Annotated in this window: 16 protein-coding genes and 1 tRNA gene; 13 read left to right on the plus strand and 4 right to left on the minus strand. The window is 64.9% G+C overall.

Annotation, left to right across the window (positions count from 1 at the left end):
• Positions 1-11: 11 nt before the first annotated feature.
• Complete coding sequence (locus tag VZC37_RS01665) at positions 12-986, plus strand: glycine betaine ABC transporter substrate-binding protein (RefSeq protein ID WP_431309338.1); 975 nt, start codon at positions 12-14, stop codon at positions 984-986.
• 320 nt (positions 987-1,306) lie between these two features.
• Here the strand turns inward: VZC37_RS01665 and VZC37_RS01670 are convergent, their stop codons facing one another.
• Positions 1,307-2,290 (minus strand): TauD/TfdA dioxygenase family protein, encoded by a 984-nt coding sequence (locus VZC37_RS01670; RefSeq protein ID WP_330430681.1) that lies wholly within the window; start codon positions 2,288-2,290, stop codon positions 1,307-1,309.
• Positions 2,291-2,391: 101 nt separating this feature from the next.
• Entirely contained in the window at positions 2,392-4,752 is a 2,361-nt protein-coding gene (locus VZC37_RS01675; protein WP_330430682.1) for an arylsulfatase, read from the minus strand.
• Between the two features lie 241 nt (positions 4,753-4,993).
• Between VZC37_RS01675 and VZC37_RS01680 the strand changes: the two genes are divergently transcribed.
• From VZC37_RS01680 to VZC37_RS01705, 6 genes are all read left to right on the plus strand, one after another.
• The gene (locus VZC37_RS01680) at positions 4,994-6,574 is read left to right on the plus strand and encodes an ABC transporter substrate-binding protein (protein ID WP_330430683.1); all 1,581 of its coding nucleotides are present in this window, start codon (positions 4,994-4,996) and stop codon (positions 6,572-6,574) included.
• Between the two features lie 3 nt (positions 6,575-6,577).
• Positions 6,578-7,537, plus strand: coding sequence for an ABC transporter permease (locus VZC37_RS01685; protein WP_330430684.1), 960 nt, complete (start codon positions 6,578-6,580; stop codon positions 7,535-7,537).
• The gene (locus VZC37_RS01690; RefSeq protein WP_330430685.1) at positions 7,534-8,472 is read left to right on the plus strand and encodes an ABC transporter permease; all 939 of its coding nucleotides are present in this window, start codon (positions 7,534-7,536) and stop codon (positions 8,470-8,472) included. The genes VZC37_RS01685 and VZC37_RS01690 overlap by 4 nt, the downstream gene beginning before the upstream one ends.
• Positions 8,469-10,142: an ABC transporter ATP-binding protein gene (locus tag VZC37_RS01695; protein WP_330430686.1), complete on the plus strand. Its 1,674-nt coding sequence runs from the start codon at positions 8,469-8,471 to the stop codon at positions 10,140-10,142. The genes VZC37_RS01690 and VZC37_RS01695 overlap by 4 nt, the downstream gene beginning before the upstream one ends.
• A 544-nt stretch (positions 10,143-10,686) precedes the next feature.
• Positions 10,687-11,160 carry a P-loop NTPase fold protein gene (locus VZC37_RS01700; protein ID WP_330430687.1) on the plus strand — a complete coding sequence of 158 codons (474 nt, stop codon included), beginning with the start codon at positions 10,687-10,689 and terminating at the stop codon, positions 11,158-11,160.
• Positions 11,161-14,343 carry a P-loop NTPase fold protein gene (locus VZC37_RS01705; protein ID WP_330430688.1) on the plus strand — a complete coding sequence of 1,061 codons (3,183 nt, stop codon included), beginning with the start codon at positions 11,161-11,163 and terminating at the stop codon, positions 14,341-14,343.
• A gap of 230 nt (positions 14,344-14,573) precedes the next feature.
• Here the strand turns inward: VZC37_RS01705 and VZC37_RS01710 are convergent.
• Positions 14,574-14,645, minus strand: a tRNA-Gln gene (locus VZC37_RS01710).
• Positions 14,646-14,701: 56 nt separating this feature from the next.
• Positions 14,702-15,457: a 3-oxoacyl-ACP reductase FabG gene (fabG, locus tag VZC37_RS01715; RefSeq protein ID WP_330430689.1), complete on the minus strand. Its 756-nt coding sequence runs from the start codon at positions 15,455-15,457 to the stop codon at positions 14,702-14,704.
• Between the two features lie 129 nt (positions 15,458-15,586).
• On the opposite strand from fabG, the gene glmU reads away from it, so the two are divergent.
• From glmU to VZC37_RS01745, 6 genes are all read left to right on the plus strand, one after another.
• The gene (glmU, locus tag VZC37_RS01720; protein ID WP_330430690.1) at positions 15,587-17,068 is read left to right on the plus strand and encodes a bifunctional UDP-N-acetylglucosamine diphosphorylase/glucosamine-1-phosphate N-acetyltransferase GlmU; all 1,482 of its coding nucleotides are present in this window, start codon (positions 15,587-15,589) and stop codon (positions 17,066-17,068) included.
• A gap of 30 nt (positions 17,069-17,098) precedes the next feature.
• Entirely contained in the window at positions 17,099-18,076 is a 978-nt protein-coding gene (locus VZC37_RS01725; RefSeq protein ID WP_330430691.1) for a ribose-phosphate diphosphokinase, read from the plus strand.
• Between the two features lie 360 nt (positions 18,077-18,436).
• On the plus strand, positions 18,437-20,029 hold the full coding sequence (locus tag VZC37_RS01730; protein ID WP_330430692.1) for an SMP-30/gluconolactonase/LRE family protein: 1,593 nt from the start codon (positions 18,437-18,439) through the stop codon (positions 20,027-20,029).
• Positions 20,030-20,036: 7 nt separating this feature from the next.
• Entirely contained in the window at positions 20,037-20,897 is an 861-nt protein-coding gene (locus VZC37_RS01735) for an SDR family NAD(P)-dependent oxidoreductase (RefSeq protein ID WP_330430693.1), read from the plus strand.
• A gap of 26 nt (positions 20,898-20,923) precedes the next feature.
• The gene (locus VZC37_RS01740; protein ID WP_330430694.1) at positions 20,924-22,309 is read left to right on the plus strand and encodes an aromatic ring-hydroxylating oxygenase subunit alpha; all 1,386 of its coding nucleotides are present in this window, start codon (positions 20,924-20,926) and stop codon (positions 22,307-22,309) included.
• A 58-nt stretch (positions 22,310-22,367) separates the two neighbouring features.
• The gene (locus tag VZC37_RS01745; protein ID WP_330430695.1) at positions 22,368-24,203 is read left to right on the plus strand and encodes a flavin-containing monooxygenase; all 1,836 of its coding nucleotides are present in this window, start codon (positions 22,368-22,370) and stop codon (positions 24,201-24,203) included.
• Positions 24,204-24,214: the final 11 nt, after the last annotated feature.

Raw genomic sequence — 24,214 nt, forward strand, 5'->3', positions numbered from 1 at the left:
CCCGACGACACATGACCCGTACCGCCCGCAGTCTCGTCGTACTCGTGCTGGCCGTCGTGACGCTGGCCGCGTGCGGACTGGTGAGCTCGTCCGGGACGTTCCGTGAAGCGTCCCTCCCCGACGGCGACACCCCACTCGACGGCGCCCGGATCACGGTGACATCGAAGAACTTCACCGAGAGCGTTCTGCTGGGCAAGATCGCCGCAACCTATCTCGCGGCTGCCGGCGCCGACATCGACGACATGACCAATGCACCGGGTTCCGCATCGTCGAGGCAGGCGATGCTCAACGGCGAAGCCGATCTCGCGTGGGAGTACACCGGTACCGCCTGGGTCACCTATCTCGGGCGGACCGACGTGATCGCGGACCCACAGCAGTTGTGGCAGCAGGTGTATGACGTCGAACTCGCCGAGAACGACCTGGTGTGGCTACCGCCCGCCGACTTCAACAACACCTACGCGTTCGCAGCGTCGACCCCGACGGCCGAACGGCTGGGCGTACGCACCATGTCCGACATCACGCGGCTTCCGGTGGCGGATCGGACGTTCTGCATCAACGACGAGTTCTTCAGCCGGCCAGACGGATTCCTGCCGATGCTGGAGACCTACGACATGCCCTACAACACCCCGAACGGCGTCCCGACCGGCAACGTCACCCAGATGGACTCCGGGGTGGTCTACACCTCCACCGCGAACAGCTCGCCGTGCAACTTCGGGATGGTCTACACCACCGACGGCCGCATCAAGAACCTGAACCTCGCCGTCCTCGAGGACGATCGGAACTTCTTCCTGCCCTACAGCGGCACCGTCGTGGTGCGCAAGGACACCCTGGATGCACATCCGGAGATCGCTCCACTGATGGAGACCGTGTCCGAACGTCTCGATGACTCGGTGATGCAGGATCTCAACGGTCTGGTCGACATCGACGGCGAGGACCCCTCGGATGTCGCCTACGACTGGCTCGTCCGTGAAGGCCTGGTGACGTAGCGCCACCCGACCCCTGAGGAGCCCCGAGCCTGCGAGGGGCGTCACCCCTCCGACCCCTGAGGAGCCCCGAGCCTGCGAGGGGCGTCACCCTTCCGACCCCTGAGGAGCCCCGAGCCTGCGAGGGGCGTCACGAAGCGGGCCCTTCGTGACGGTCCTCCGCTAGCGCTCCGAACCTCCTCAGGGACCAGCTCACGAGTCCGCCAGACTCCGAACCTCCTCAGGGACCAGGCATCCGAGAGCCGTCACCACCCCGACCCGGCCACAGACACAGCAAAGGTGGGCGTCCCGAACGGAACGCCCACCGTCGCAAGCGATATAGGTCAGGCCGCGAACACCGAGAGCCGCGAGGGCTGTTCGATCCCGGAGTAGTGCGATGCGTCGCCCTGCAGCACCTGACTCCGCTGACCTCGGATGTCCACCGGGACGTCACCGGCGAGGGTGATCCGATGGAGTTCGCGCTTCTGGTTGCCGTAGTCGGAGATGCCGTAGTGCTGAGTGGCACGGTTGTCCCAGATCACCACGTCACCCAGCCGCCAATTCCACCGGAAGGTGTTCTCCAACTTGGTGATGCGATTCTGGAGCAGCTGGTACAGCTGTCCGAACTCGGCGGACTTGAGACCGCGGAACTCCTTGGCGAAGTGGCCGAGCAGCAGGCTGCGTTCACCGGTCTCCGGATGCACACGCACCACCGGGTGCAACGTCTGATACTCGGCGCTGGTGAACTCCTTGTAGTGTTCGCTCTTCCGACTGATGTCGACGCCACCCGACGGCTCGGACTGATTGACGTAGTCGTACAGATTGGTGTGGGTGGCCCAGAGCTCTTCGGCCAACGCTCGCAGCGGTTTCGGCAGCTGTTCGTAGGCGGCGACCGTCGAGGCCCAGGTCGTCGCACCACCGTAGGACGGCAGGGTGACCGCCCGCAGGATCGACGCCTTGGGGATGCGGTCGACAAAGGTGACATCGGAATGCCAGCTGTTGGCGGCACCCTCGATGGTCAGCAACTGCGTCCCCCGCGACGTGACAGTCGGATGGGGCGCGGTCTGTTCGCCGAGCAGACCCGCGAACGCGTACTGCCCCGCGTCGTCGAGGTGATGTTGCCCCTCGAACACGACGGCCTTGTTGACCGCCAACGCGACCCGAATCGCCTCGACCTGCTCGGTCGCGAGATCACCACCGAGCCTCACCTGCCCGATCCGGGCACCGATGTGCTCCCCCAGCTTCTCGACGGTGATGCCCCCGTCGGCGTACACCTGCTGCGCCGCGCGCTCACGTTCCGTGCGGTCGTCGATCTGAGCCAGCGTCATTCCTAGAAACCTCTCGTGAATTGTTTTGTGTCAACGTCTTTCATCTCAGCACCGATCACGCCGACAGTGCGAGGTAACAATCATGCTGATCGCAACGCCCATCAGTCCGCCGACTGTTCGGCCGCCTCGTCGAGACCCCGCCGCACATCCGCACCCACCCCCACGGGACCCGGCCGGTACGTGACGGCCCGCAGCGTCGGTCCGAATCGGAAAACGCCACGACGCCTACGCAGTTCGGGATCGACCGGACCGCGTGCGTCGAGTCCCACCGAGATACCCGTCCAGGGCGCCATCCCGACCAGCTGCACCTGGTCGTCGAGCTTCACGACCGTCGACGCCTCGCCGTCACTCACCGCCTCGACGGTGAGGTTCCAGCGCACCGACGGTGTCGCAGATGCGCGCAGGTGCAGCGCGGTCGTACCGTCCGGCAGCGGCCCGGACTCCCGACGAATACGTCCGTAGGCGTTGTACACCAGGTGAACCACACCCGATTCCACGTACCACAGGTAGCCACCCTGCTGGTCGCCGTGCGCGACGATCACCCCTTCGTCGGCAGACGTCCAGTCCTCGAGCTCGGCCTCCACCACGAAGTCGCGGTAGGCGATCAAGCGGCTCGAGCGGTAGCGTTCCAGCGTCGGTGTGCCCGCGACGATGCGGACGGCATCACTCAGCCGCGCCTCCGCGGGCCGACGACGGATCTGATCGGCGGGACGGTCGTACAGCGGGAAGACCGTGTTGTGCCACGCGGCGTCGTCCCACGCGGCGGCCAGCTCGGCAACCTTGTCGGGATGTCGGGCGGCGAGATCGGTGGTCTCGGCCGGATCCGTCACCACGTCGTACAGTTCCCACGCCGGATCATCCACGGTTGCCGGATCCCGGTGCAGTGACACCAGTTTCCACCCGTCCCGGTAGAACCCGCGGTGTCCGCCGAATTCCGCGTACTGCTCGGTGTGCGGCGTCGGTGCGTCGCGGTCACGCAACACGTCGACGATGCTCACGCCGTCGCGCTGCTGGGCCGGGCGGCCGTGACGTTGCGCGGGCGTGTCCACTCCGGCGAGTTCCAGCAGGGTGGGCACGAGATCGGTGACGTAGGAGAACTGTCGGCGCACGCCGGTGTCGTCGGCTGTGCGGGGCAATCCTTCCGGCCATGAGACGACGAACGGCACCCGCACGCCGCCGGCGAAGGTCTGCCCCTTGTAGAAGCGGAACGGGGTGTTGGAGGCCTGTCCCCAGCCGCGCGGGTAGTGCACGCCGAGCGCGGCCGAACCGATCAGGTCCTCGTCGTGCGGGACGTCGCGTTCCCAGTCGGGTGGCACCGGTCCGTGCACGAACTGGCTGAAGTAGGAACGGGTGCCGACCGGACCGCCTTCCGCGGTACCGCCGTTGTCCGAGGTGAACACGATGATGGTGTTGTCGAGTTCGCCGAGTTGTTCGAGGGTGTCGACCACCCGCCCGACACTCTGGTCCACGCTGTCCACCATCGCTGCGTACACCTCCTGGTAGCGCGCGAAGCGCTCCTGCTCCGCCGGGTCGAGGTCATCCCACAGCGGCGCGTCGAACCCGGGCTCGGTGTTGCGTTCCGCCATCGGGGTGTCCGGGTCGAACAGCCCGTCCTCGATCTGTCGCTGGAACCGTTGCCGCCGGACCTCATCCCAGCCCTGGCCATAGCGACCGCGATACTTCGCGAGATCGGACTCCTTCACCTGGTGCGGTCCGTGCATCGCGATGTGCGCGAAGTAGAGGAAGAACGGTTTGGTCGGCTCCTGCGCCCGCAGCGCGGTGATCTGGGATATCGCACGGTCGGTCAGGTCGTCGGTGACGTAGTAGTCCTCGGGGTACTCGGCGACGTCGACGACGGTGTTGTCGGCGATCAGCTGATTCGGGTAGAAGAACGAGTTGAGCCCCTCCAGGGAGCCGTAGTAGCTGTCGAAGCCGCGCTGCACCGGCCACGAGCTCCGATCGCGTCCCGGGCCCATGTTCGCATCCCGCACCAGATGCCACTTGCCCACCGCGTAGGTGGCGTAGCCGCCGGCTCGCAGGATCTCCGGCAGCGTCAGCACGTCGTCGGCGAGTTCGAGCCGCAGTCCAGGAAAACCCGGATCCGAGTTCGCGACGCTGCCGTAGCCCGCGCGGTGCGGGTTGAGCCCGGTCAGCAACGCCGCGCGTGCCGGTGAGCACACCGGGGTCGTGTGATAGTTGGACAGCCGGAACCCGTTGCGCGCCAGCCGGTCGATGTTCGGTGTGTCGATCTCCGCGCCGAACGGCGAGATGTCGGAATAGCCCATGTCGTCGACGAGGATGACGACGATGTTCGGCGCACCCGCCGGCGCGGCCGACTCGTCGGGCCACCATGGCTCCGACACCGAACTCGTGCGGCCGATCACTCCGTCGAAGTCGTCGTACCCGCGCGCTCCGGCCGGCAGGTCCCTTGTATCCGTCTGCGTTGTATCCCTCTGCGTCATCCAATGCCTCCTGTGCATCTCGTCGGGTCTCACGCCCGCGCATCGAGCACGTTCGGTGAAGGTTCACGACCTGTCAAGGGTTCGATCCGAGCGAAATTCAACGACGCGACGGAGGCCGTCGATCGCCATACTGGACGTCGATTCTTCGCCCGTGCACACGTTTTCGATCCCGATCGGTGCACGGTTCACGCGTGGTCGGCCTCGTCGCCGATCACCTCGACCCGACAGAGATGTGATCACCATGCCCCGACAACGAGGTGCCCGCGCCGCCGCGGTCATCATCGCGATCCTGCTCACACTCGCGACGGCGGGGTGCGAGTCCGCCGTCTCGCAGCAGCAGAACTCGACCGCGCCCGGAGGCCCCACACCCCGCGGCGGCGACCTGCGGGTCGGCGTGCTCGGAGACCTGTCGCCGAAGGCGTTCCTGCAGATCGGGACCGGTTCGATGAACGGCCAGGTGGTGGCCAACTCCTTTGACACACTCATCCGATATGCCCGCGACTCACTGACCGTCGAACCATCGTTGGCGACCGCGTGGCGACTCGCGCCCGACGGCCGATCTCTCGCACTCGATCTCCGGACGGATGTCACCTTTCACGACGGCCGGCCGTTCGTGTCGTCGGATGTGGAGAACTCCATCAAGGCGTACCTGAGCGGCCCCTGGACACCGCAGTTCAAGCGCACCGCCGCGGCGATCACCCGATTCGACACATCCGATCCGCACCGGGTGATCCTGCACTTCGCCCACCCGCTGAGCAACATCTTCGACCTGCTCGACTCGGCACCCGTCATCGACCAGAACACTCTGCCGGAGTTGAAGGCCGGCACCGCGTTCAACGGCACCGGGCCGTTCCGGTTCGATTCGTGGCAGCCCAATTCCACGGTCCGGCTGGTCCGCAATGAGCACTATTGGGGTGGCGCGCCTGCGCTCGAATCGGTGACGTTTGTGGTGGTCCGCGACGACCAGTCGCTGTTCACCCGACTCCGTACCGGGCAGATCGACGTCGCCGACGGTCTCAGCTACCACGATCAGCAGCTGGTGACCCAACGCTACGGATTCACCGGGCTCACCCTGACCGGCGCCGAGTCACAGGAGTATGTCGGGATCAACGTCACCAACCCGGCACTCTCCGATGTCCGCGTGCGACAGGCGATCGCGTATGCCATCGATCGGCCCCGCATCATCAACGACGTCTTCCGCGGCAGCGGCTACACGGTCAACCTGCCGTGGCCCGAGTGGTCCCCGGCGTATCGCCCGGAGGCGAACACCACCTACACCCGAGATCTGGACAAGGCGCGTGCGCTGATCACCGAGACCGGTCCGATCCCCCCACTGACACTGGACTATTCGACGCAAGGCAATGACCGGGTGATCGCCGAGATCGTCCAGTCGAACCTCGCCGATGTCGGTATCGAGGTGCGCCTGGTGCCCAATGATCGGACCCAACAGTCGTCGAAACTGATCGGCGGGAAGTTCGAGGGCCTCTGGCTCCTGCAACACGCCTTCGCGCAGTTCACCCCGTCGACACTCGCGGTGTCCGCCTACCCGTTCAACGCGGCCAAGAACTCGTCGAACTACTCGAATCCGGCGTATTCCGCTGCGGCGGAGGCGGCGTGGACCGTCCGCGACAGTTCCTCGCCGGAAGCGCTCGCCGCCTACCGCGAACTCGACGAAGCGTGGCTGCGTGATCTGTTCCTCGTGGAGATCGGCGTGGTGCTGCGCCAGGTGGCCACCGCGTCGTCGGTCGGAAACATCGACTGGGACCGTCGCAACCAATTGCACTTCGCCGGAACCTATCTCGCCTCGGAAGGAAAGCAGTAGCCGATGACCGGATACCTTCTGCGTCGCATCCCCACGGCTCTCGTCGTGCTCGCGGTCGCCTCGATCCTCATCTTCGCCGTCCTGCGGCTGATCCCGGGCGGACCCGAAGCCGCCCTCGCAGGCCCAGACGCGACTGCCGCCGAACTGGCGGCGATCCGCCACGACCTCGGACTCGACCAGGCGTTCATCACCCAGTACCTGGCGTGGCTCGGCGACATCCTGACACTCGACCTCGGTACGAGTTACCAGGTCGGCGGCAGCATCGCCGACCTCATCGGGTTCGGCCTCGTCAACACGCTGATCCTGACCGTGGCGGCGTTGATCATCGCGATTCTGCTCGCACTGGCACTCGCACTGACCGCGGTGTTGTTCGACAACCGTTTCGTCGCGGGCCTGCTCACGGTTGTCAACGCGGCCGCCATCGCGCTGCCCACCTTTGTGGTCGGCACCGTGCTCATCCTCGTCTTCGGCGTGCGGTTGCGCCTGTTGCCGGCCGGCGGGATACCGCCGAACGGGTTCACCGACTCGCTGCAGATCAGTGCGCAGTACCTCATTCTGCCCGCACTCACCCTGGGGCTACCCGCCGGCGCCATGCTGGCGCGGTTCCTGACCGAGTCGCTCCGGACCGAGTTGCAGCAGCCGTATGTGCTCACCGCCCGAGCCCTCGGTGCGTCCCGCACCGACATCGTCCTCAAGCACGCGCTACGAAATGCGCTCCCGCCCACATTGACTGCGCTCGGCATCACCGTCGGCGCGCTGCTCGGCGGCGCCGTCCTGGTGGAATCCATCTTCGGCTGGCCCGGTCTGGGCCTGCTGACCGAGGAAGGCATCTTCGCGCGTGATTATCCCCTTGTCCAGGTCCTGATCCTGTTGTCGGTCGCGGTGTTCGTCATCATTCAACTCCTCGCCGACATCGTCCACGCCTGGCTCGATCCCCGAATCCGACTGGCAGGTGACCGATGACCACACATCAGAGCAGCACAACCACCACGGTGGCGGCCGCGCCGAACGCCGAGGACCCGGACCTCGTTCCCGGCCTGCTGCCGGAGAGCCCCGGCGACCGGGAGGCTCGTCATCCCCGGACACCGTTGTGGCGCAGCCTGCTGCACGGCACCGGCTTGGTCGGCAGCATCCTCGTGATCACCGTGATCCTCTGCGGGACGGTCGGTCCCCTACTGACCCCGTACGCACCCGATCAGCAGATCGACGGCGCCTATCTCCTGCAGCCGAGCCTCGATCACTGGTTCGGCACCGATGATGTCAACCGGGACATCGCGACCCGGGTCCTCTACGGCATCCGTATCGACCTGCTGATCATCTTCCTCGCGGTCCCCATCGGCGCCGCGCTCGGCGTGGTCGCCGGGCTGGCCACCGTCACCCACCCCGTCTCCGACGTCATCGCTCAACGCGTGTTCGACGTGATCCTCGCGTTCCCCGCACTCATCCTCGGTATCACGCTCACCGCGATCCTCGGCCCGGGCGCGGTGACCGTGGGTATCGTCATCGCCCTCGCGGAGATCCCGATCTTCGGCCGGCTCACCCGCACCTCGGTGCTGCGCGTGCGGGAACTCCCCTACGTCGAGGCCGCCCGGGTGAGCGGCGCCACGACGTCGCGCATCCTGCTGCGCCATGTGCTTCCCCACTCGCTGGAGGCGCTGTCGGTGCAGTTCGCGCTGTCGCTGTCGCTGGCGGTCTTCATCGAGGGCGCGCTCAGCTATCTCGGTGTCGGCGTGGTCGCACCTGCCCCCTCGTTGGGGTCGATCCTGGCCGGAGGCAACGGCTACCTGGAAACCAATCCGTGGTTCTCGCTCGGACCGCTGATCGCCGTGTCGATCCTGGTGCTGGGCTTCTACCTCATCGCACAATCCATTTCCCATGACCGGAGGCTTCGCCGATGACCACCGACAACACACACCCGCGTCCGCCGGCACTCGTCGTCGACGACCTGCGTGTCCGTTTCGACTACCCGCGACCTGCCGTGTCGGGGATCAGTCTGCACGTCGATCGCGGTGAGATCCTGGCACTGGTGGGCGAATCCGGTTCCGGCAAGACGATCACCGCACAGGCGGCCATCGGGCTGCTGCCGACCGCCGCGCACGCGTCCGGATCGGTGCGCGTGGACGGGGTCGAGGTGCTCGACGCCTCCGAAGCCCAACTGCGATCGTTGCGAGGCGACCGGGTCGCGATGGTCTTCCAGGAACCGCAGACCGCACTGAACCCGTCGCAGACCGTGGGATGGCAGCTGCGCCAAGCCCTTCGCGCACACCGTCGAGTGTCGCGGGCCCAGGCACGCCGACGAGCCGTCGAGTTGCTGACACTGGTCGAGATCGACGAACCAGATGTCCGGGTCGATCAGTATCCCCATCAGCTCTCCGGCGGGCAGAAGCAACGGGTGGTGATCGCGCTGGCATTGGCGAACGATCCCGTGTTGCTGCTCGCCGACGAGCCGACCACGGCGCTCGACGTGTCGGTGCAGCAGGAGATCCTGGGGTTGCTGCGCCGGTTGCGGGATCACACCAGCGCCGGAATTCTGCTGATCACACACAATCTCGGTGTCGTCGCCGACATCGCCGACCGTGTGGTGGTGGTCCAGCTGGGTGAGGTCGTGGAAAGCGGTGACGTGCACGAGATCTTCGCGCATCCGACCCAGCCGTACACCCGGCAGCTGCTCGCCGCGGTACCGCGGCTGCCTGACGGTCTCGACGGTGCGGCACCCGGAAACTCCGTACCGGCAGGTACCGACGACCGACCTGTCCTCGCTGTCGAGAACCTCACGGTCACTCACCCCGGACGGTTCGGCGCCGCACCACGGACCGCACTCGACGACGTCTCGTTCACCGTCCGCCGCGGCGAGGTGGTGGGCGTGGTCGGTGAATCCGGTTCGGGCAAGACCACACTCGGCCGCGCAATCGGCGGTCTCGTTCCCGCCCGCGCCGGCCGTATCCTGATCGACGGCGACAGTATCGCAACGCTCCCGCGCGGGCAGCTGAGGGCGATCCGCCGCAAGCTCGCCTTCGTCCCGCAGGACCCGAGCGCGTCTCTCGATCCGCGATTCACCGTCGCCGAGTCCATTCGGGAACCACTCGAGATCCAGGACATCGGTACGCGCACCGAGCGCGACGCGCGGGTTGCCGATCTCCTGTCCGCGGTGGCCCTCCCCCGCCCGTTCGCCGACCGGTTGCCGCACGAACTGTCCGGCGGACAACGCCAGCGGGTGGCACTGGCCCGTGCGCTCTCGGCGGACCCGGAACTGCTGATCGCCGACGAACCGACCAGCGCCCTCGACGTGTCGGTGCAGGCTCGGGTGCTCGACCTCTTCGCCGACCTGCAGGAGGAGTTCGGCTTCGCGGCGATCTTCATCAGCCACGATCTCGCCGTCGTCGAACGGGTCGCCGACCGGGTGGTGGTGCTGCGGGGTGGCCGGGTCGTCGAGACCGGTGATGCCCGCACAGTTCTCACCACGCCGACCGATCCGTACACGCGAGCGCTGGTCGAGGCTGTGCCCTATCCGGATCCGGTTGTGCAGCGGAGGAGGCATGCGGTCGCGGGGGTGAGTCACGCTTCTTAGGCCTGACCCGATGGTCAAGTCGTTGGATGCCCGCCACCAGGAGATTCACCCCCGCATTGCGCTCTCGGACCTCGACGTGACTTGCACAGGCGGGCTAACAATCCGCTGGTAATCGGCCAAGCGTACGTTTGTTCCCTTCACCCGTAGTTGTCTGATCAATCAGCTCGGACTGCATCCGACGACCCTTCGGCCCCGTCCTCTCGTCCACAGCGGAGCGCCTTACTTATACTGGTGCTGGCCGTCGAATTCGCAGAACCTGGCTGCCGATGCCCCAACAATCGCCGATGAAGTCAGATCGATCCCACCAGATGGCCGCCTGGTCACAGCTACCCCTGCGTAGCTGGTTCGGATCACGACCGGGGGCAGTTACGAATCCCTCTTTCGCCAACCGACCAGGTATAGGCAGCCACGGGAACATGCACCAGCCGATCGTCGTCAGTGCCATTGGCTCGACCGACTCAGCAGTCGATGTGCCACCTTGTCAGCATTGTCGCGATGCTCAATTACCATTGGGGCATCGTGAAGGTTGAGAGGAGAGCTAGTTGTGATCGGACGACCTTCGCCTCGCGAACTCGAACTAATTCGTGACGGTGATCTGATTACTGATAACCGGCTCAGCTCCGGCGCAGGAGATCTCCTAGAGCACGCTGCGCTTGCGCGCAGCGTTGCCGAGATAGCGCTTACAGCGCAGACTCCTGTCAACATTGCACTATTCGGCGCATGGGGTTCGGGCAAATCCAGCATCTATACCATGATCACCGAGCACCTCAAGAAGGTCGCCGACAGAGACGTGCATGTAGTCAGGTACGACGCCTGGAAGTACGGCGGCCAAGATCTGAAGCGCAACTTCATTCATAGTCTGGCAACAGACCTTGGCGAAGGTAATGACTCGAACTATTCCGACGGACTGGAACGTGAGCAGAGTTCGGCGCGCCTAGATGTTGTTGCGTGGCTAAAGGCCAATCAGAAGTCCCTGTGGGCCGGAATTGGAATCGCCACAGCGATCGCAGCGGTCTAGATGACAACACTTCTCAGTGTCTCGGTCTTCCTAGGCGGAAGCGCGTTCGAAGACGCAGCCCGGGATCTGATTCCTCAAGCTGGAACCGTTTTCGGGTTATCGCTGGTAGCTGTAATTGTCGGCCCACAAGTGCTGCAAGGCGCCGTCGTAACAACAAAGCGACCCCCGCCGGTCGGTGCCGATCAGTTCGCAACGCGGTTCAACGGGCTGGTCGACAAAGTAACTGCGGGCCGGCGAGGGCGACTGGTTGTCTTCATCGACGAACTGGACCGTTGTTCTCCAGACGACGTAGTTTCGACTCTTGTCGATCTCAAGACCTTCCTGGACCAGAAAGACTGCACGTTTATTGTGGCGGCAGATCGAGAGGTGATTGAACAGTCGTTGAGCAAGGTCCCGCAGGCCAAACCAATTCGCGAGGGCGAGCCTTATTATGCAACCCCGGGAGCCTTTCTCGACAAGATCTTCCAGCACCAAATAGCGATGCCACCTCTGCGAACTCGCGCCCTGACAGAGTTCGCACACAAGTTGGTTCGCGAGCAGGGCGGACTTTGGCAGCAGTTGCGCGAGAGAGGTTCCGACGACTTCGAACGTACTATCTTTGCGCTCGTGCCAGTTCATGTACGCAGCCCTCGCCGGGTAAAGGTGTTGCTCAACAACTTCGCCACAAATGCCCGTGTCGCGGAGGCGCGAAGAATCGCGTGGCTAGAGCGAGCCCACGAAATAGCGATCCTCACCGTGCTACAAACCGAGTTTCCATCGGTTGCCGACGAACTCCGTCGGGTACCGCGGCTACTGATGTACCTCCGTGGCGAAGAGACATCTCAGGCGGGCGAGGTGAAAGCTATGGTCGAGCGGTTCGCGGATCGCGCGCCAGACGCGGGCGCCGAGGAGAACGCAGAGCATTCGGCTGAGTTTGAAACTCCGGCAGGCAGACTTCTTTCTGAACCTACCGAACCCGACCGAGGCAAACGGAGAGACGCTGATCGCACTATTCGGCATCACCTCGGCATGTATCTCTCCAAGGTGCGAGCTGCAGGCATGACCGATCCTCGTCCCGACCTGCTGTACCTGCAGTCCGCCGGTGCCGGGGACAGTCTCGGTGATCCCCAACTAGGCGATGTCATAGACTTTGCGACTGATACCGCGCCTAGTGCGGTCCTCGAAGCGTTCGCAGGCAAGGATTCGAGAACCCTGGCTGTCGCAATCTCGCTACTTGCAACTGAGGGCGACAATGGGTATGGACCGGGACGCCAGTTTGCCTACGAGTCGGCCTGTCGTCTAAGTGAACTCATTGACGACGGTGACGACCGTAGTCGCGAGACAGTTGTTCGCGGAGCTTCCGCGTCACTGATAGCTGCGGTCAGCGCAGGCGGCTTGAGTTCGTCATCTCTACCAGGAGCACTGCTGGTTGGGTGTTGGGCTGGCCGGACCGACATCGTAACCTCCACGCTGGGCTCACTTAAGGCGGACGAGTTAGAGGATGACCTTCTTAATCGGTTATGCATCGTGTTCCCGCATTTAGACGAAGGCGGCGCTAAGGCAATGTCAGGTCTGCTCGCTGGGTCCTTCGGACAAAGACCTACCCCATTCACCGAGGCTGTCGCCAGCCTTCCTACAACTAGCGCGTTGATGTTGTGGAAGAACGCGGAATCGTCGGTACTGGAAACTCTTAGCGAGCTGGAGAAACCGTCACCGGCAGAAGCTGACGCGAGGTCATCCATATCAGGATCGGCCCGTGCGGCCACACCTTCTGACCGAACCGAACCGGTCCCGTCTGGCGAAGGAGTAGACCTACTTGAGACCCTCGTCAACGCAGTTCGGAGCCGACCGGGTGACGAGCGATTGCTTAGTGCAGTGCTTGCGTCTGCGCAGTCTTGGCGCTCATGTGATCCGCTGCGCTCCTGGATTCTGAACAATGCCGATTCTCTGATTGCCACGATGGCCTCTCCTCTTCGGCGGTCGCAACATGCTCTACTCGGATTGCTGTACTCGCCCGAGCACGACTGGGTTTCGTGGGCGGAGTTCCTGCCCACCGAAACCGAGTCGTCGGTCAATGACGCAGTTCCGAGTCTCGCCGGACAAGTTCTAACTGATCGGCTGCTGCCAGCCATCACAAGTGCCGACGAGTTGGTACGGGCTGCGCTCTCCAGTGCGGTTGCGCGGGTGCATGCGCTCGCAGAGGTTGATGGCCCAGCGTTGGTCACGGCTATCTCCACCGCCGCCGAGGAAGTGGAATGGGTCGATGCCGAGCCGGCCCGGCCTGCATCGGAAGTCTGGAGCCGCAAGAAGACGATGGTCGAAGTCGCTGCTGCGCTTGCTGTCCGCGGCGAGAACGACGTTCTTAGTCCCGTGGTAAACGACCTGGCACAAGCTATTGAGACTTGTACTCTCAGCGACGTGTTCGTGGCAAAGTGGCTTGAGCTCACCAAGATACTCCCAGGTTCAGCGCTTAACAGTCTGTCGGACCGCATCGACCAGTACGAATACGCAGGCGACGAGGAGGCGTCGGGGGTCAGACTTAAACTGGGTCTGCGAACTCGTTTTGGTGGGGTTGCGCTACCCGGCTCCGAACTCAGCAGTCTGGTCGATATTGATACGCCTACGACGGGTGCATGGCTTGCCCTTCGACCGCCACCCGAAGATGTCCGCTTACTCCTCGATACCGCACCATTCGCGCCGGCAGACTTCGGCACCTACTGCGCCACACTGCCGCTAGAGGAGCGCACGAAAGTTTGGCTGGCCGTCGAGGAGCGCCCCGCCCTGAGTCCGCTCCTTCGATCAGCCGGTCAGGGTGGCATCGGTCCCGAAGCAGTCCAAAAGATCCGAGCGGAGGTTGCCGACACGACGCGCCAAGCTGATCGCGCCGCCGCTATCGAGCGACTGCTCCGGGCAGAAGTACCTTCCGAGACCACCGAGATCCGCAACGTGCGGCGTGCGGCCAGTGAGTTCGCTCTTGAGTTACTGACTCGCGGGACCACCGGTGACTTGCGAACGGCGGCCGACCTAGTGCTATGGGCCGGAGGCCCCGGACACGGCTATACGGCGGCGCTTCGCAAAGGTTTCGCGGAGGCCCCCGATCGCAGGATGGAGCGCCTCACGCGGTCACACGTCACCCAACTTGAAGCGTTGGGTCTGATCTCGCCATCGAAGGGCTTCGTTGATAGGTTGTTGAGACGCTCTTGACATCCGCCCGCGGAACAGTCGCGCGATGGTGGCAGCCTCCGTCCGGCAGAGAAGCGAGAGTTTCGTCCATGGCGACGGTTCGACGCACAATCGAATCAAACGTCAAGTCTGTCAGCCGTTGCCAACAAGGGCACCAAGTACGTTCTATGAAGCTTGGACCGGCCGTAGCAGACGTTAGCTCTCCCAGAGCCTCTATTCGACCACCATTACCGCGATCTTCCTGAAGCGAGCTCCCCCACCAGGACTCGAACCTGGAATGCCTGAACCAAAATCAGAAGTGTTGCCGATTACACCATGGGGGAATACTGCGCAGACGATTGTGCCACAGCGTCGCTGCGCAGTTCTGGCCGGAACCAGATCAGTCCTTCGGACCGCCGGCGGCGTAGACCACCTGGCCGGAGATGAAGCCGGCACCCTCACTGGCGAAGAACGACGCGAGGTGTGCGATGTCCTCCGGCTCGCCGACACGGTTCACCGGGATCTCCTTGGCGGCGGCGGCCTTGAAGTCGTCGAACGACACCTTCATGCGCTCTGCGGTCGCGGCGGTCATCTCGGTGGCGATGAAGCCGGGGGCGATGGCGTTGGCGGTGACGCCGAACTTGCCCAGCTCGATCGCGAGGGTCTTGGTGAAGCCCTGCATGCCCGCCTTGGCTGCCGAGTAGTTGGCCTGGCCGCGGTTGCCCAGTGCCGAGGTGCTCGACAGGTTGACGATGCGGCCCCAGCCGGCGTCGACCATGTGCTTCTGGCAGGCCTTGCTCATGTTGAAGGCGCCGCGCAGATGCACACCCATGACCGCGTCCCAGTCGTCGACGGTCATCTTGAAGAGCATGTTGTCGCGGATGATGCCGGCGTTGTTCACCAGCACCGTCGGTGCGCCGAGTTCGTCGACCACCTTGGCGACCGCGGCCGACACCGACTCCTCGCTGGACACGTCGGCACCGATGGCGATCGCCTTGCCGCCGGCATCGGTGATGGCCTTGACGGTGCCAGCGCACGAATCCTCGTTCAGGTCCAGAACGGCGACAGCCATGCCGTCGGACGCCAAACGCTTGGCGACTCCGGCGCCAATGCCGCGTGCGGCTCCGGTGACGATCGCGACTTTCTGAGTGCTCATCGGGTGTGTACCTCCGTTGGTCTGGGACAGGTCTGGTCGTCTCTGTTTCTATCAGGCCCGAACATTTGCTCGGTATCGCGTGACGGGCGCAGCCCTCGCCGGTCGATCGACTGCGTACTATCGGGCCACATGACGGAGACGTCCACGCCCCCCACCGCAGTGATCGTGCTCGCCGCAGGTGCGGGAACCCGGATGAAGTCGAAGACCCCCAAGATCCTCCACGGCATCGCCGGGCGGCCGTTGGTCGGCCACGCCCTGCACGGTGCTGCGGGCATCGATCCGACCGACCTGATCGCCGTGGTCGGGCACGAGCGGGAACGCGTGAGCGCCGCGATCGCCGACCTCGCCGACCACCTCGACCGCGAGATCGCGATCGCCATCCAGGATCAGCCGCACGGCACCGGCCATGCGGCCCGCGCAGGCCTGTCGGCTTTGCCAGACGATTTCGCCGGCACCATCGTGGTGATGGCCGCCGACCTGCCGCTTCTCGACAGCGCGACCCTCGACGCATTGGTCACCGCTCACACCTCCCACGGCGGCGCGGCAGTCACCCTGACCAGTTTCCGCGCGCCCGACCCCACCGGGTACGGACGGATCATCCGCACCAACGACTCGATGGTGCAGGCCATCGTCGAGCACAAGGACGCCACCGACCGGCAGCGCGCGATCACCGAGGTCAACGCCGGGGTGTATGCGTTCGACGCCCTCTTCCTCCGCGCGGCACTCATGCACCTGTCCACCGACAACGCGCAGGGCGAGTACTACCTGACCGACGTGATCGAGATCGCCCGCGACGCCGACCTGTCGATTCACGCGCTGACCGTCGACGACCCGATGCTGGTTGCCGGCTGCAATGACCGCGCGCAACTCGCCGACCTCGCCGCCGAGCTCAACCGGCGCATCATCCGCCGGCACCAACTCGCGGGTGTGACCGTCGTCGATCCGACCAGCACCTGGATCGACGTCGACGTGACCATCGGCACCGACGTCCGGATCGAGCCCGGCACACAACTGCAGGGCGCCACCGACATCGGCGACGACGCGGTCATCGGGCCCGACACGACCCTTCGTGACGTCACCGTCGGGTCCGGCGCTTCGGTGATCCGCACCCACGGAAGCGAGTCCGAGATCGGCGCGAACGCCACCGTCGGACCATTCGCCTATCTGCGCCCCGGCACCCGTCTCGGCGTGGGCGGCAAGATCGGCACATTCGTGGAGACGAAGAAGGCCGACATCGGTGCGGGCTCGAAGATCCCGCACCTCACCTATGTCGGCGACGCCACGATCGGCGAGCACTCCAACATCGGCGCATCGAGCGTCTTCGTCAATTATGACGGCGTGGCGAAACACCGTACTGTGATCGGGTCCCATTGCCGCACCGGTTCTGACAACATGTTTGTCGCACCTGTGCAGGTCGGGGACGGCGCCTACACCGGAGCGGGTACGGTTTTGCGGGACGATGTCCCGGCCGGCGCGCTCGCGGTGTCGGCGGGAGAACAACGGAATATCGAGAACTGGGTGGTGCGCAAGCGCCCGGACACCGAGTCGGCCCGCGCCGCGCTCGATGCCCAACAGACCGACCGCCCGGCAGGCCCGCAGCACGGCGCCTGACCGCAGCACACCTCTAGCAGAAGAGTTTTCATGACCTGGACCACGGACAACCAGAAGAACTTGATGCTGTTCTCAGGCCGCGCCCATCCCGACCTGGCACAGGCTGTCGCCGACGAACTCGGTATCAAGGTGACCCCGCAGACCGCGCGGGACTTCGCCAACGGCGAGATCTTCGTCCGCTTCGAGGAATCCGTCCGCGGTTCCGACGCGTTCGTCCTGCAGAGCTGCCCGTTCCCGCTCAACCAGTGGGTGATGGAGGCGCTGATCATGATCGACACGCTCAAGCGTGGGTCGGCCAAGCGGATCAGTGTGATCCTCCCCTTCTATCCCTATGCGCGCCAGGACAAGAAGCATCGCGGCCGTGAGCCGATCTCCGCGCGCCTGATCGCCGATCTGCTCAAGGCCGCGGGCGCCGACCGGATCATCACCGTCGACCTGCACACCGATCAGATCCAGGGTTTCTTCGACGGTCCGGTCGACCACATGCATGCCCTCGGGCAGCTCGCCGAGTACGTGCGCGACAGCTACGGCACCGACAACGTCACCGTGGTCTCGCCCGACTCCGGTCGTGTGCGCGTCGCGGAGAAGTGGGCGGATGCGCTCGCCGGTGCGCCGCTGGCGTTCATCCACAAGACCCGCGACCCGCTGGTCCCGAATCAGGTCAAGTCCAACCGTGTGGTCGGTGAGGTCGAGGGCCGTACCTGTGTCCTGATCGACGACATGATCGACACCGGCGGGACCATCGCCGGAGCGGTCAAGGTCCTCAAGGACGCCGGTGCCGGAGACGTCATCATCGCGACCACGCACGGAGTGTTCTCCGACCCGGCCGCCGAGCGGCTGGCGAGCTGCGGGGCCAAGGAGGTCATCGCGACCGACACCCTGCCCATTCCGATGGAGAAGCGCTTCGAGAATCTGACGGTGCTGTCCATCGCGCCGCTGCTGGCACAGACGATCCGTGAGGTGTTCGAGAACGGCTCGGTGACGAGCCTGTTCAACGGCAGCGCCTAGCACCTTCACCACCCCCACTTCCGAGAGCGGGCCCGAGCGCGACGACCTAGTCGCCCCGGGCCCGCTCTCGTCTCTGCTGACCTCGTCTCGCCCGTCGTGGCCGGACCGCGCGCAGGCAGTTCCGGCGATCGTCCCGACCTCGCAATCGGCCACGTCTCCTCCTGGCAAGATGGATATGCACGTCTGAGAACGCGATTCTTATCCTATCAAGGATAGCAATACTTGTTATTCTTGCGGCCTTCTGCTTAGACTCCGATCCGAGCGACTTTGTGGCCTGCATCACGCCGCGGCCGGTGCCTTCATCCACCACGAAGGTGCACTGTCGCCGTCCACGACTGCCCTCAGCTCAGGAGGCCCACATTGACCCCGGCGACTCGCTACCCAGGCACTGCCTCGATCGATCTCACTGACGGCTGGAGACTCGAACGCATCACCGAACCCAGTCGCCTGTTCGGCGCGAACGGCATCCGGACGGGTCCGGACGGGCGCGTCTACGTCGCCCAGGTGGCCGGCAGCCAGATCAGTGCACTCGACCTCGGCTCGGGCACGCTCGAGACGATCAGCGCGAAGGGCAGCGACATCGTCGCGCCCGACGATGTCGCCTTCGACGACGCGGGCGACATGTACGTCACCGAGTACTACGACGGTCGCGTCAGTGTTCGTGAAAGCAATGGCGCGACAAGGCTTCTGCGTGACGACCTGCCCGGCGCCAACGGCATCACGATCCACCAGGGACGTCTGTTCGTCAACGAATGCAGGCCCGGCGGTCGCCTGATGGAACTCGATCGGTCCGGCGGTGCACCCAAGATCCTGGCCGAAGATCTGCCGATGCCCAACGGCATGGAGGTCGGCCCGGACGGCAAACTGTACTACCCGCTGCTCGGTGCCAACGAGATCTGGCGCATCGACCTCGACGGCGGTCAACCGGAGCGGGTGGCGGCCGATCTCGGGGGCCCGGACGCGGTGAAGTTCGACGCCGAGGGGTACATCGTGTCCACCCAGGTCGCGTCGGGACAGGTACTCCGCATCGATCCACGCAGCGGCGAACAGACCCTGTTGGCCCAACTGTCCCCCGGCCTGGACAACCTCACCTTCGCCGACGGCCGCCTGCTGGTCTCCAGCTTCACCGGCCAGATCACCGAGATCCTCGCCGGCGGCGGCACGCAGACCGTCCTGGCAGACGGGCTCACCTGGCCTCTCGACCTCACCGTGGGCTCGGACGGCACCTTGGTGATCGCCGACGGCACCTTCCTCCTCGCCCACCGCGGCGGCGCCGAACTGCAGACGCTGGGAATGCTTTTCAGCCCCGGCTACCCGGGCTACATCCGCGGCATCGCCGCGTCTGGCGATGGCGAGTTCGTGGTGGCCGGCAACGGTTCGGTGTCGCGATACTCACCGGCCGCCGCGGAGACCGAGGTCCTCGTCGACGGTCTCGACCAGCTCTACGGCGTCGCGGTGTCGGCGGACGGACTGATCGCGGTGGCCGATCTCGGAACCGGGACGGTGCATGCGGTGCGTCCGGGGCAGGCCGAGGTGATGGCGAGCGGGCTCGACCGTCCGATCGGCGTGGCCTTCACCGCGGACGGCACCTGCCTGGTTTCCGAGTCGGGGGCGGGCAGGGTTGCCGCGGTGACGAGTTCGGGCACCGACACCATCGTCGACGGTCTCGAGACCCCGCACGGCATCGTCGTCGACGGCTCGCAGCTCTACATCGTCGACACCGGCACCAAGTCGGTCGTCAACGTCGATCTGGAGACCAAGAGCCGGCAGGTCATCGCCACCAACCTGCCGGTCGGTGCACCCCCCGGCGTGACGCCCAAACCGCTGCTGGGACTGGTTCCGTTCTCCGGTCCGCAAGGACCGTTCGCCGGTATCGCCGCCGGACCGGACGGCACGTTGTACGTCTCCGCCGACGCGGACGGAAGCGTCATCGCACTGCGGAAGGAGGTGTGAGGACCCCATGAGCGACGACCGGAACGGCAACAACCCCGTCGACCTCACCGGACGAATCGTGATCGTATCCGGTGCCGCAGGCGGCGGCATCGGCACCACGGTGACACAGCTGGTCGCCGAGGCCGGAGCCACCGTCATCGCGGTCAGCCGTTCGAAGGAGAATCTCGACACCCACATCAGACCGCTTGTGGACGCCGGACTCTCGGTGGTCCCGGTGAGCGCCGACGCCTCCACCGACGAGGGGATCGCGTCGGTCATGGAACAGGTACGGCTCACCGACGGCGCTCTGTACGGCCTGGTCAATGTGGCAGGCGGCGCCGCCCCGGCAACATGGATGCCCGCCACACGGGTCAGCCGCGCCGATTGGCGCGACCTGTTCACCCAGAACCTCGAGACGATGTTCTTCATGAGTCAGGCCGTCGCCGCCGAACTCCGATCACTCGGGCTGCCCGGGTCGATCGTCTCCATCTCCTCGATCAGTGGCATGAACACGGCGCCGTTCCACATCGGGTACGGCACCGCCAAGGCGGCGCTGGTGGCGGCAACCCGGACGATGGCGGTCGAACTCGCCACCGACGACATCCGGGTGAACGCGGTGGCTCCGGGCGTGACCGCGACACCGGCGTCGATGACCTACGTCGACGACGACCCCGAACGCGACCGCCGCGCGATCGCGATGGGTCGGCGCGGCCGCCCGGAGGAGCAGGCCGGCGCAATCCTGTTCCTGCTGTCGGACCTGTCGAGCTACATCACCGGACAGACCCTCCTGGTGGACGGCGGCCTCAACCTCAAGTGGACGCACATGGGCGCCGACCACACTTCGCTGTTTCTCAAAGATCAGTCCTTCCGAGAAGCAATAACGCACTGAACCAACGATTTTCATGGGAGAACGTCATGACTGACACAATCGACGACGTCCGGACGCCGGTCACCCACACCCCCGACGAGCCCCCGATCACTCCACTCGAGATCGGGGTGGACGCCTATATCTCCAAGGACTACCTGCGTGCCGAGCGAGACAAGCTGTGGAACAAGGTCTGGCAGCAGGTCGGCCGCGTCGAAGAGATCCCCAAGGTGGGTGACTTCCTCACCTACGAGATCATGGACGACTCGTTCATCATCGCCCGCTCGGGTCCCGACAAGATCAGCGCGTACCACAACGTCTGCTCACACCGCGGACGCCGCCTCGTCGACACCCCGGACGGCAAGCGGGAGGCAAAGGGCAAGTGCCGCACCTTCGTCTGTGGATTCCACGGCTGGACCTACGACCTCGAGGGCAAGCTCACCTGGGCTGCCGAGCAACAGGACTGGCCGACGGGCCTGACGGAGGAGAAGACCCGCCTGCGCAACATCCAGGTGGACACCTGGGGCGGTTGGATCTGGATCAACATGGATCCGGAGTGCGAACCGCTGCGTGACTATCTGGAACCGATGGCGAGCCTGCTCGATCCGTTCCAGTTGGAGAACATGCGCTACCGCTGGCGCAAGTGGCTTGTCTTCGACTGCAACTGGAAGGTCGCCCTCGAAGCGTTCATGGAGACCTACCACGTCCCGTACACCCATCCCGAGTTCCGGGCCTACGGAACGTTTCTCGGGTGGTCACGCGCCCACGGCAAGCACAGCAACATCGGCTACGACGCGCCCAAGGGCAATCAGGACAACCAGGCCAAGCTGCGGGTCGCCGACGGCCCGGACGCCCGACTCTCGACCATCGAGCTGCAGAACTTCACCTGGGAGAACGCCAACACCAACACCACCCGCACTCTCGTCGACGCCGCCCAGCGACTCATCGACGAACTACCCGAGGGCACTCCCGCCAACGAGGTGCTCGCGCATTGGATCGCGTCCGCGCGTCGCGACGACGCCGAACGCGGGGTGATCTGGCCGACGGTCGACAACGAGACGGTTGCCAAGAGCGGCACCGCCTGGCAGGTCTTCCCCAACTTCCAGATCGGCCACGCGCTGAACAACATGCTCTGCTACAGCGCCCGACCCTACGGCGACGACCCGGACAAGTGCTACTTCGAGGCGGCCGTCTACGAGCTGTTCCCCGAGGGCGAGGAACCCGAGACCGAATGGGAGTACACGCCCGAGGACTCCTCCGATTGGCGAACCGTACTCCCCCAGGACTTCTCGAACATGGCGGCAGTCCAGAAGGGACTCAAGTCGCGGGGATTCTCCGGCGCGAAGCCCAACCCGTACCGCGAGCGCAGCGTCGTCAACCTGCATCACAACCTCGCGAAGTTCATGGGGACCGGAGCCCCCACCGATCTCTCCTGACCCGTTCTCCCCCAACCCATCACCACATCCAGTAGCTGTGCCGAAATAAGGAACCACGATGCAGAACTGCGAACCCACGCAGACACCCGACGTCGACATCGCCGCCCTCCACGAGAAGTACCTCGCCGAGCGCGACAAACGTCTCCGCTCCGACGGTCAGGCCCAGTACCTCGAGGCCACCGACGATTTCGCCGAGTTCTACGAGGGCGACCCGTACACGCCGGTGGTTCCGCGCCAACCGATCACCGACGAGATCGACGTGGTGGTGCTCGGCGGGGGCTTCTGTGGCCTCATCACCGCACACCGCCTCCAGCAGGCGGGCGTCTCCGACTTCAAGATCATCGAGCTCGGCGGCGACTTCGGCGGGGTGTGGTACTGGAACCGTTACCCGGGCATCCAGATCGACTCGGACGCTTACTGTTACCTGCCGCTGCTGGAGGAAACGGGATTCATGCCCAAGGAGAAGTTCTCCAAGGGCGACGAATGCTTCGAACACGCTCAGCGCATCGGCAAGCACTTCGGTCTCTACGACCACGCGCTCTTCCACACCCTGGTCCGTTCACTGGAGTGGGACGCCGAGATCAACCGGTGGCGTATCGCATCCAACCGCGGCGACGAGATCCGCGCCCGCTTCGTCATCATGTGTCAGGGTCCCTACAACCGTCCGAAGCTCCCCGGGATTCCGGGCATCAAGGACTTCAAGGGTCACACCTTCCACACGGCGCGCTGGGACTACGACTACACCGGCGGCAACCTGCACGGCGGTCTGGACAAGATCGCCGACAAGCGGATCGCCGTCATCGGTACGGGATCGAGTGGTGTCCAGACGATTCCGCATCTCGCTCGCGGTGCAAAACATCTCACCGTCTTCCAACGGACGCCGTCCTACATCTTCGAACGGGCCAACTACCCCACCGACCCGCAGTGGGTGCAGAGCCTGGCGCCGGGATGGCGTGCCGAGCGGCAGCGGAACTTCCACAACGCCGCGTTCGCCTTCTACAACCCGGGCGAGCCCGATCTGATCTGCGACGGCTGGACCGAGGTCGCCCGCAACATGGCCGCGAAGCTCAACGCGACCCCGAACTTCGAGGGCTGGGCGGCATTGGCCGATCCGGCGAAGTTCATGGAACTCAAGGAGGTCGAGGACTATCGCGCGATGGAGCGGCTCCGGCAGCGGGTCGAGGCCATCGTCGAGGACCCGGAGACCGCGGAGAAGCTCAAGCCCTACTACCGCAACATGTGCAAACGCCCCGTGTTCAACGACGAGTATCTGCCGACGTTCAACCGGCCGAACGTCACGCTGGTCGACGTGTCGGAGTCCAAGGGTGTCGAACGCATCACCGAGAAGGGTGTCGTCGCAGGCGGAGTCGAGTACGAGGTGGACTGCATCGTCTTCGCCAGCGGATTCGAGATCACCACCGCACTCGAGCGGCAGTTCGACATCAAGCCCTTCGCCGGACGTGACGGAGTGTCGCTCTATGACCACTGGGGCAAGGGCTTCCGCACCCTGCACGGAGTGATGGCCAGCGGTTTCCCGAACCACTTCGCCACCGGGTTCGTCCAGGGCGGCGTGACCGCCTCGACCACGCTGATGTTCGAGCAGCAGGCCGACCACATCTCCTACATCATCGGTGAGGCGCTGAACCGTGGTGCCACATACGTGGAGCCCACCGCCGAGGCCGAGGCCGACTGGGTCCAGACGATCCGGCAGTACTCGGTGGACAACAGCACGTTCACCATGGAGTGCACTCCCGGCTACTACAACAGCGAGGGTGAACCGAACGGGCGTTCCTTCCTCGGCGATCCGTTCTGGGGCGGTTTCTACGAGTTGACCGAGCTGCTGGAGAACTGGCGGGGCACCGGCGACCTGGAAGGTCTGGTGCTGGAGAAGTGATGCGCAGCAAC

The organism is Gordonia sesuvii (assembly GCF_036350415.1).
Taxonomy (GTDB): Bacteria; Actinomycetota; Actinomycetes; order Mycobacteriales; family Mycobacteriaceae; genus Gordonia; species Gordonia sesuvii.

Coding starts and splice junctions, on each gene's coding strand:
- VZC37_RS01665 (WP_431309338.1), top strand. CDS start 12: ATGACCCGTACCGCCCGCAGTCTCGTCGTACTCGTGCTGGCCGTCGTG.
- VZC37_RS01670 (WP_330430681.1), bottom strand. CDS start 2,290: ATGACGCTGGCTCAGATCGACGACCGCACGGAACGTGAGCGCGCGGCG.
- VZC37_RS01675 (WP_330430682.1), bottom strand. CDS start 4,752: ATGACGCAGAGGGATACAACGCAGACGGATACAAGGGACCTGCCGGCC.
- VZC37_RS01680 (WP_330430683.1), top strand. CDS start 4,994: ATGCCCCGACAACGAGGTGCCCGCGCCGCCGCGGTCATCATCGCGATC.
- VZC37_RS01685 (WP_330430684.1), top strand. CDS start 6,578: ATGACCGGATACCTTCTGCGTCGCATCCCCACGGCTCTCGTCGTGCTC.
- VZC37_RS01690 (WP_330430685.1), top strand. CDS start 7,534: ATGACCACACATCAGAGCAGCACAACCACCACGGTGGCGGCCGCGCCG.
- VZC37_RS01695 (WP_330430686.1), top strand. CDS start 8,469: ATGACCACCGACAACACACACCCGCGTCCGCCGGCACTCGTCGTCGAC.
- VZC37_RS01705 (WP_330430688.1), top strand. CDS start 11,161: ATGACAACACTTCTCAGTGTCTCGGTCTTCCTAGGCGGAAGCGCGTTC.
- fabG (WP_330430689.1), bottom strand. CDS start 15,457: ATGAGCACTCAGAAAGTCGCGATCGTCACCGGAGCCGCACGCGGCATT.
- glmU (WP_330430690.1), top strand. CDS start 15,587: ATGACGGAGACGTCCACGCCCCCCACCGCAGTGATCGTGCTCGCCGCA.
- VZC37_RS01725 (WP_330430691.1), top strand. CDS start 17,099: ATGACCTGGACCACGGACAACCAGAAGAACTTGATGCTGTTCTCAGGC.
- VZC37_RS01735 (WP_330430693.1), top strand. CDS start 20,037: ATGAGCGACGACCGGAACGGCAACAACCCCGTCGACCTCACCGGACGA.
- VZC37_RS01740 (WP_330430694.1), top strand. CDS start 20,924: ATGACTGACACAATCGACGACGTCCGGACGCCGGTCACCCACACCCCC.
- VZC37_RS01745 (WP_330430695.1), top strand. CDS start 22,368: ATGCAGAACTGCGAACCCACGCAGACACCCGACGTCGACATCGCCGCC.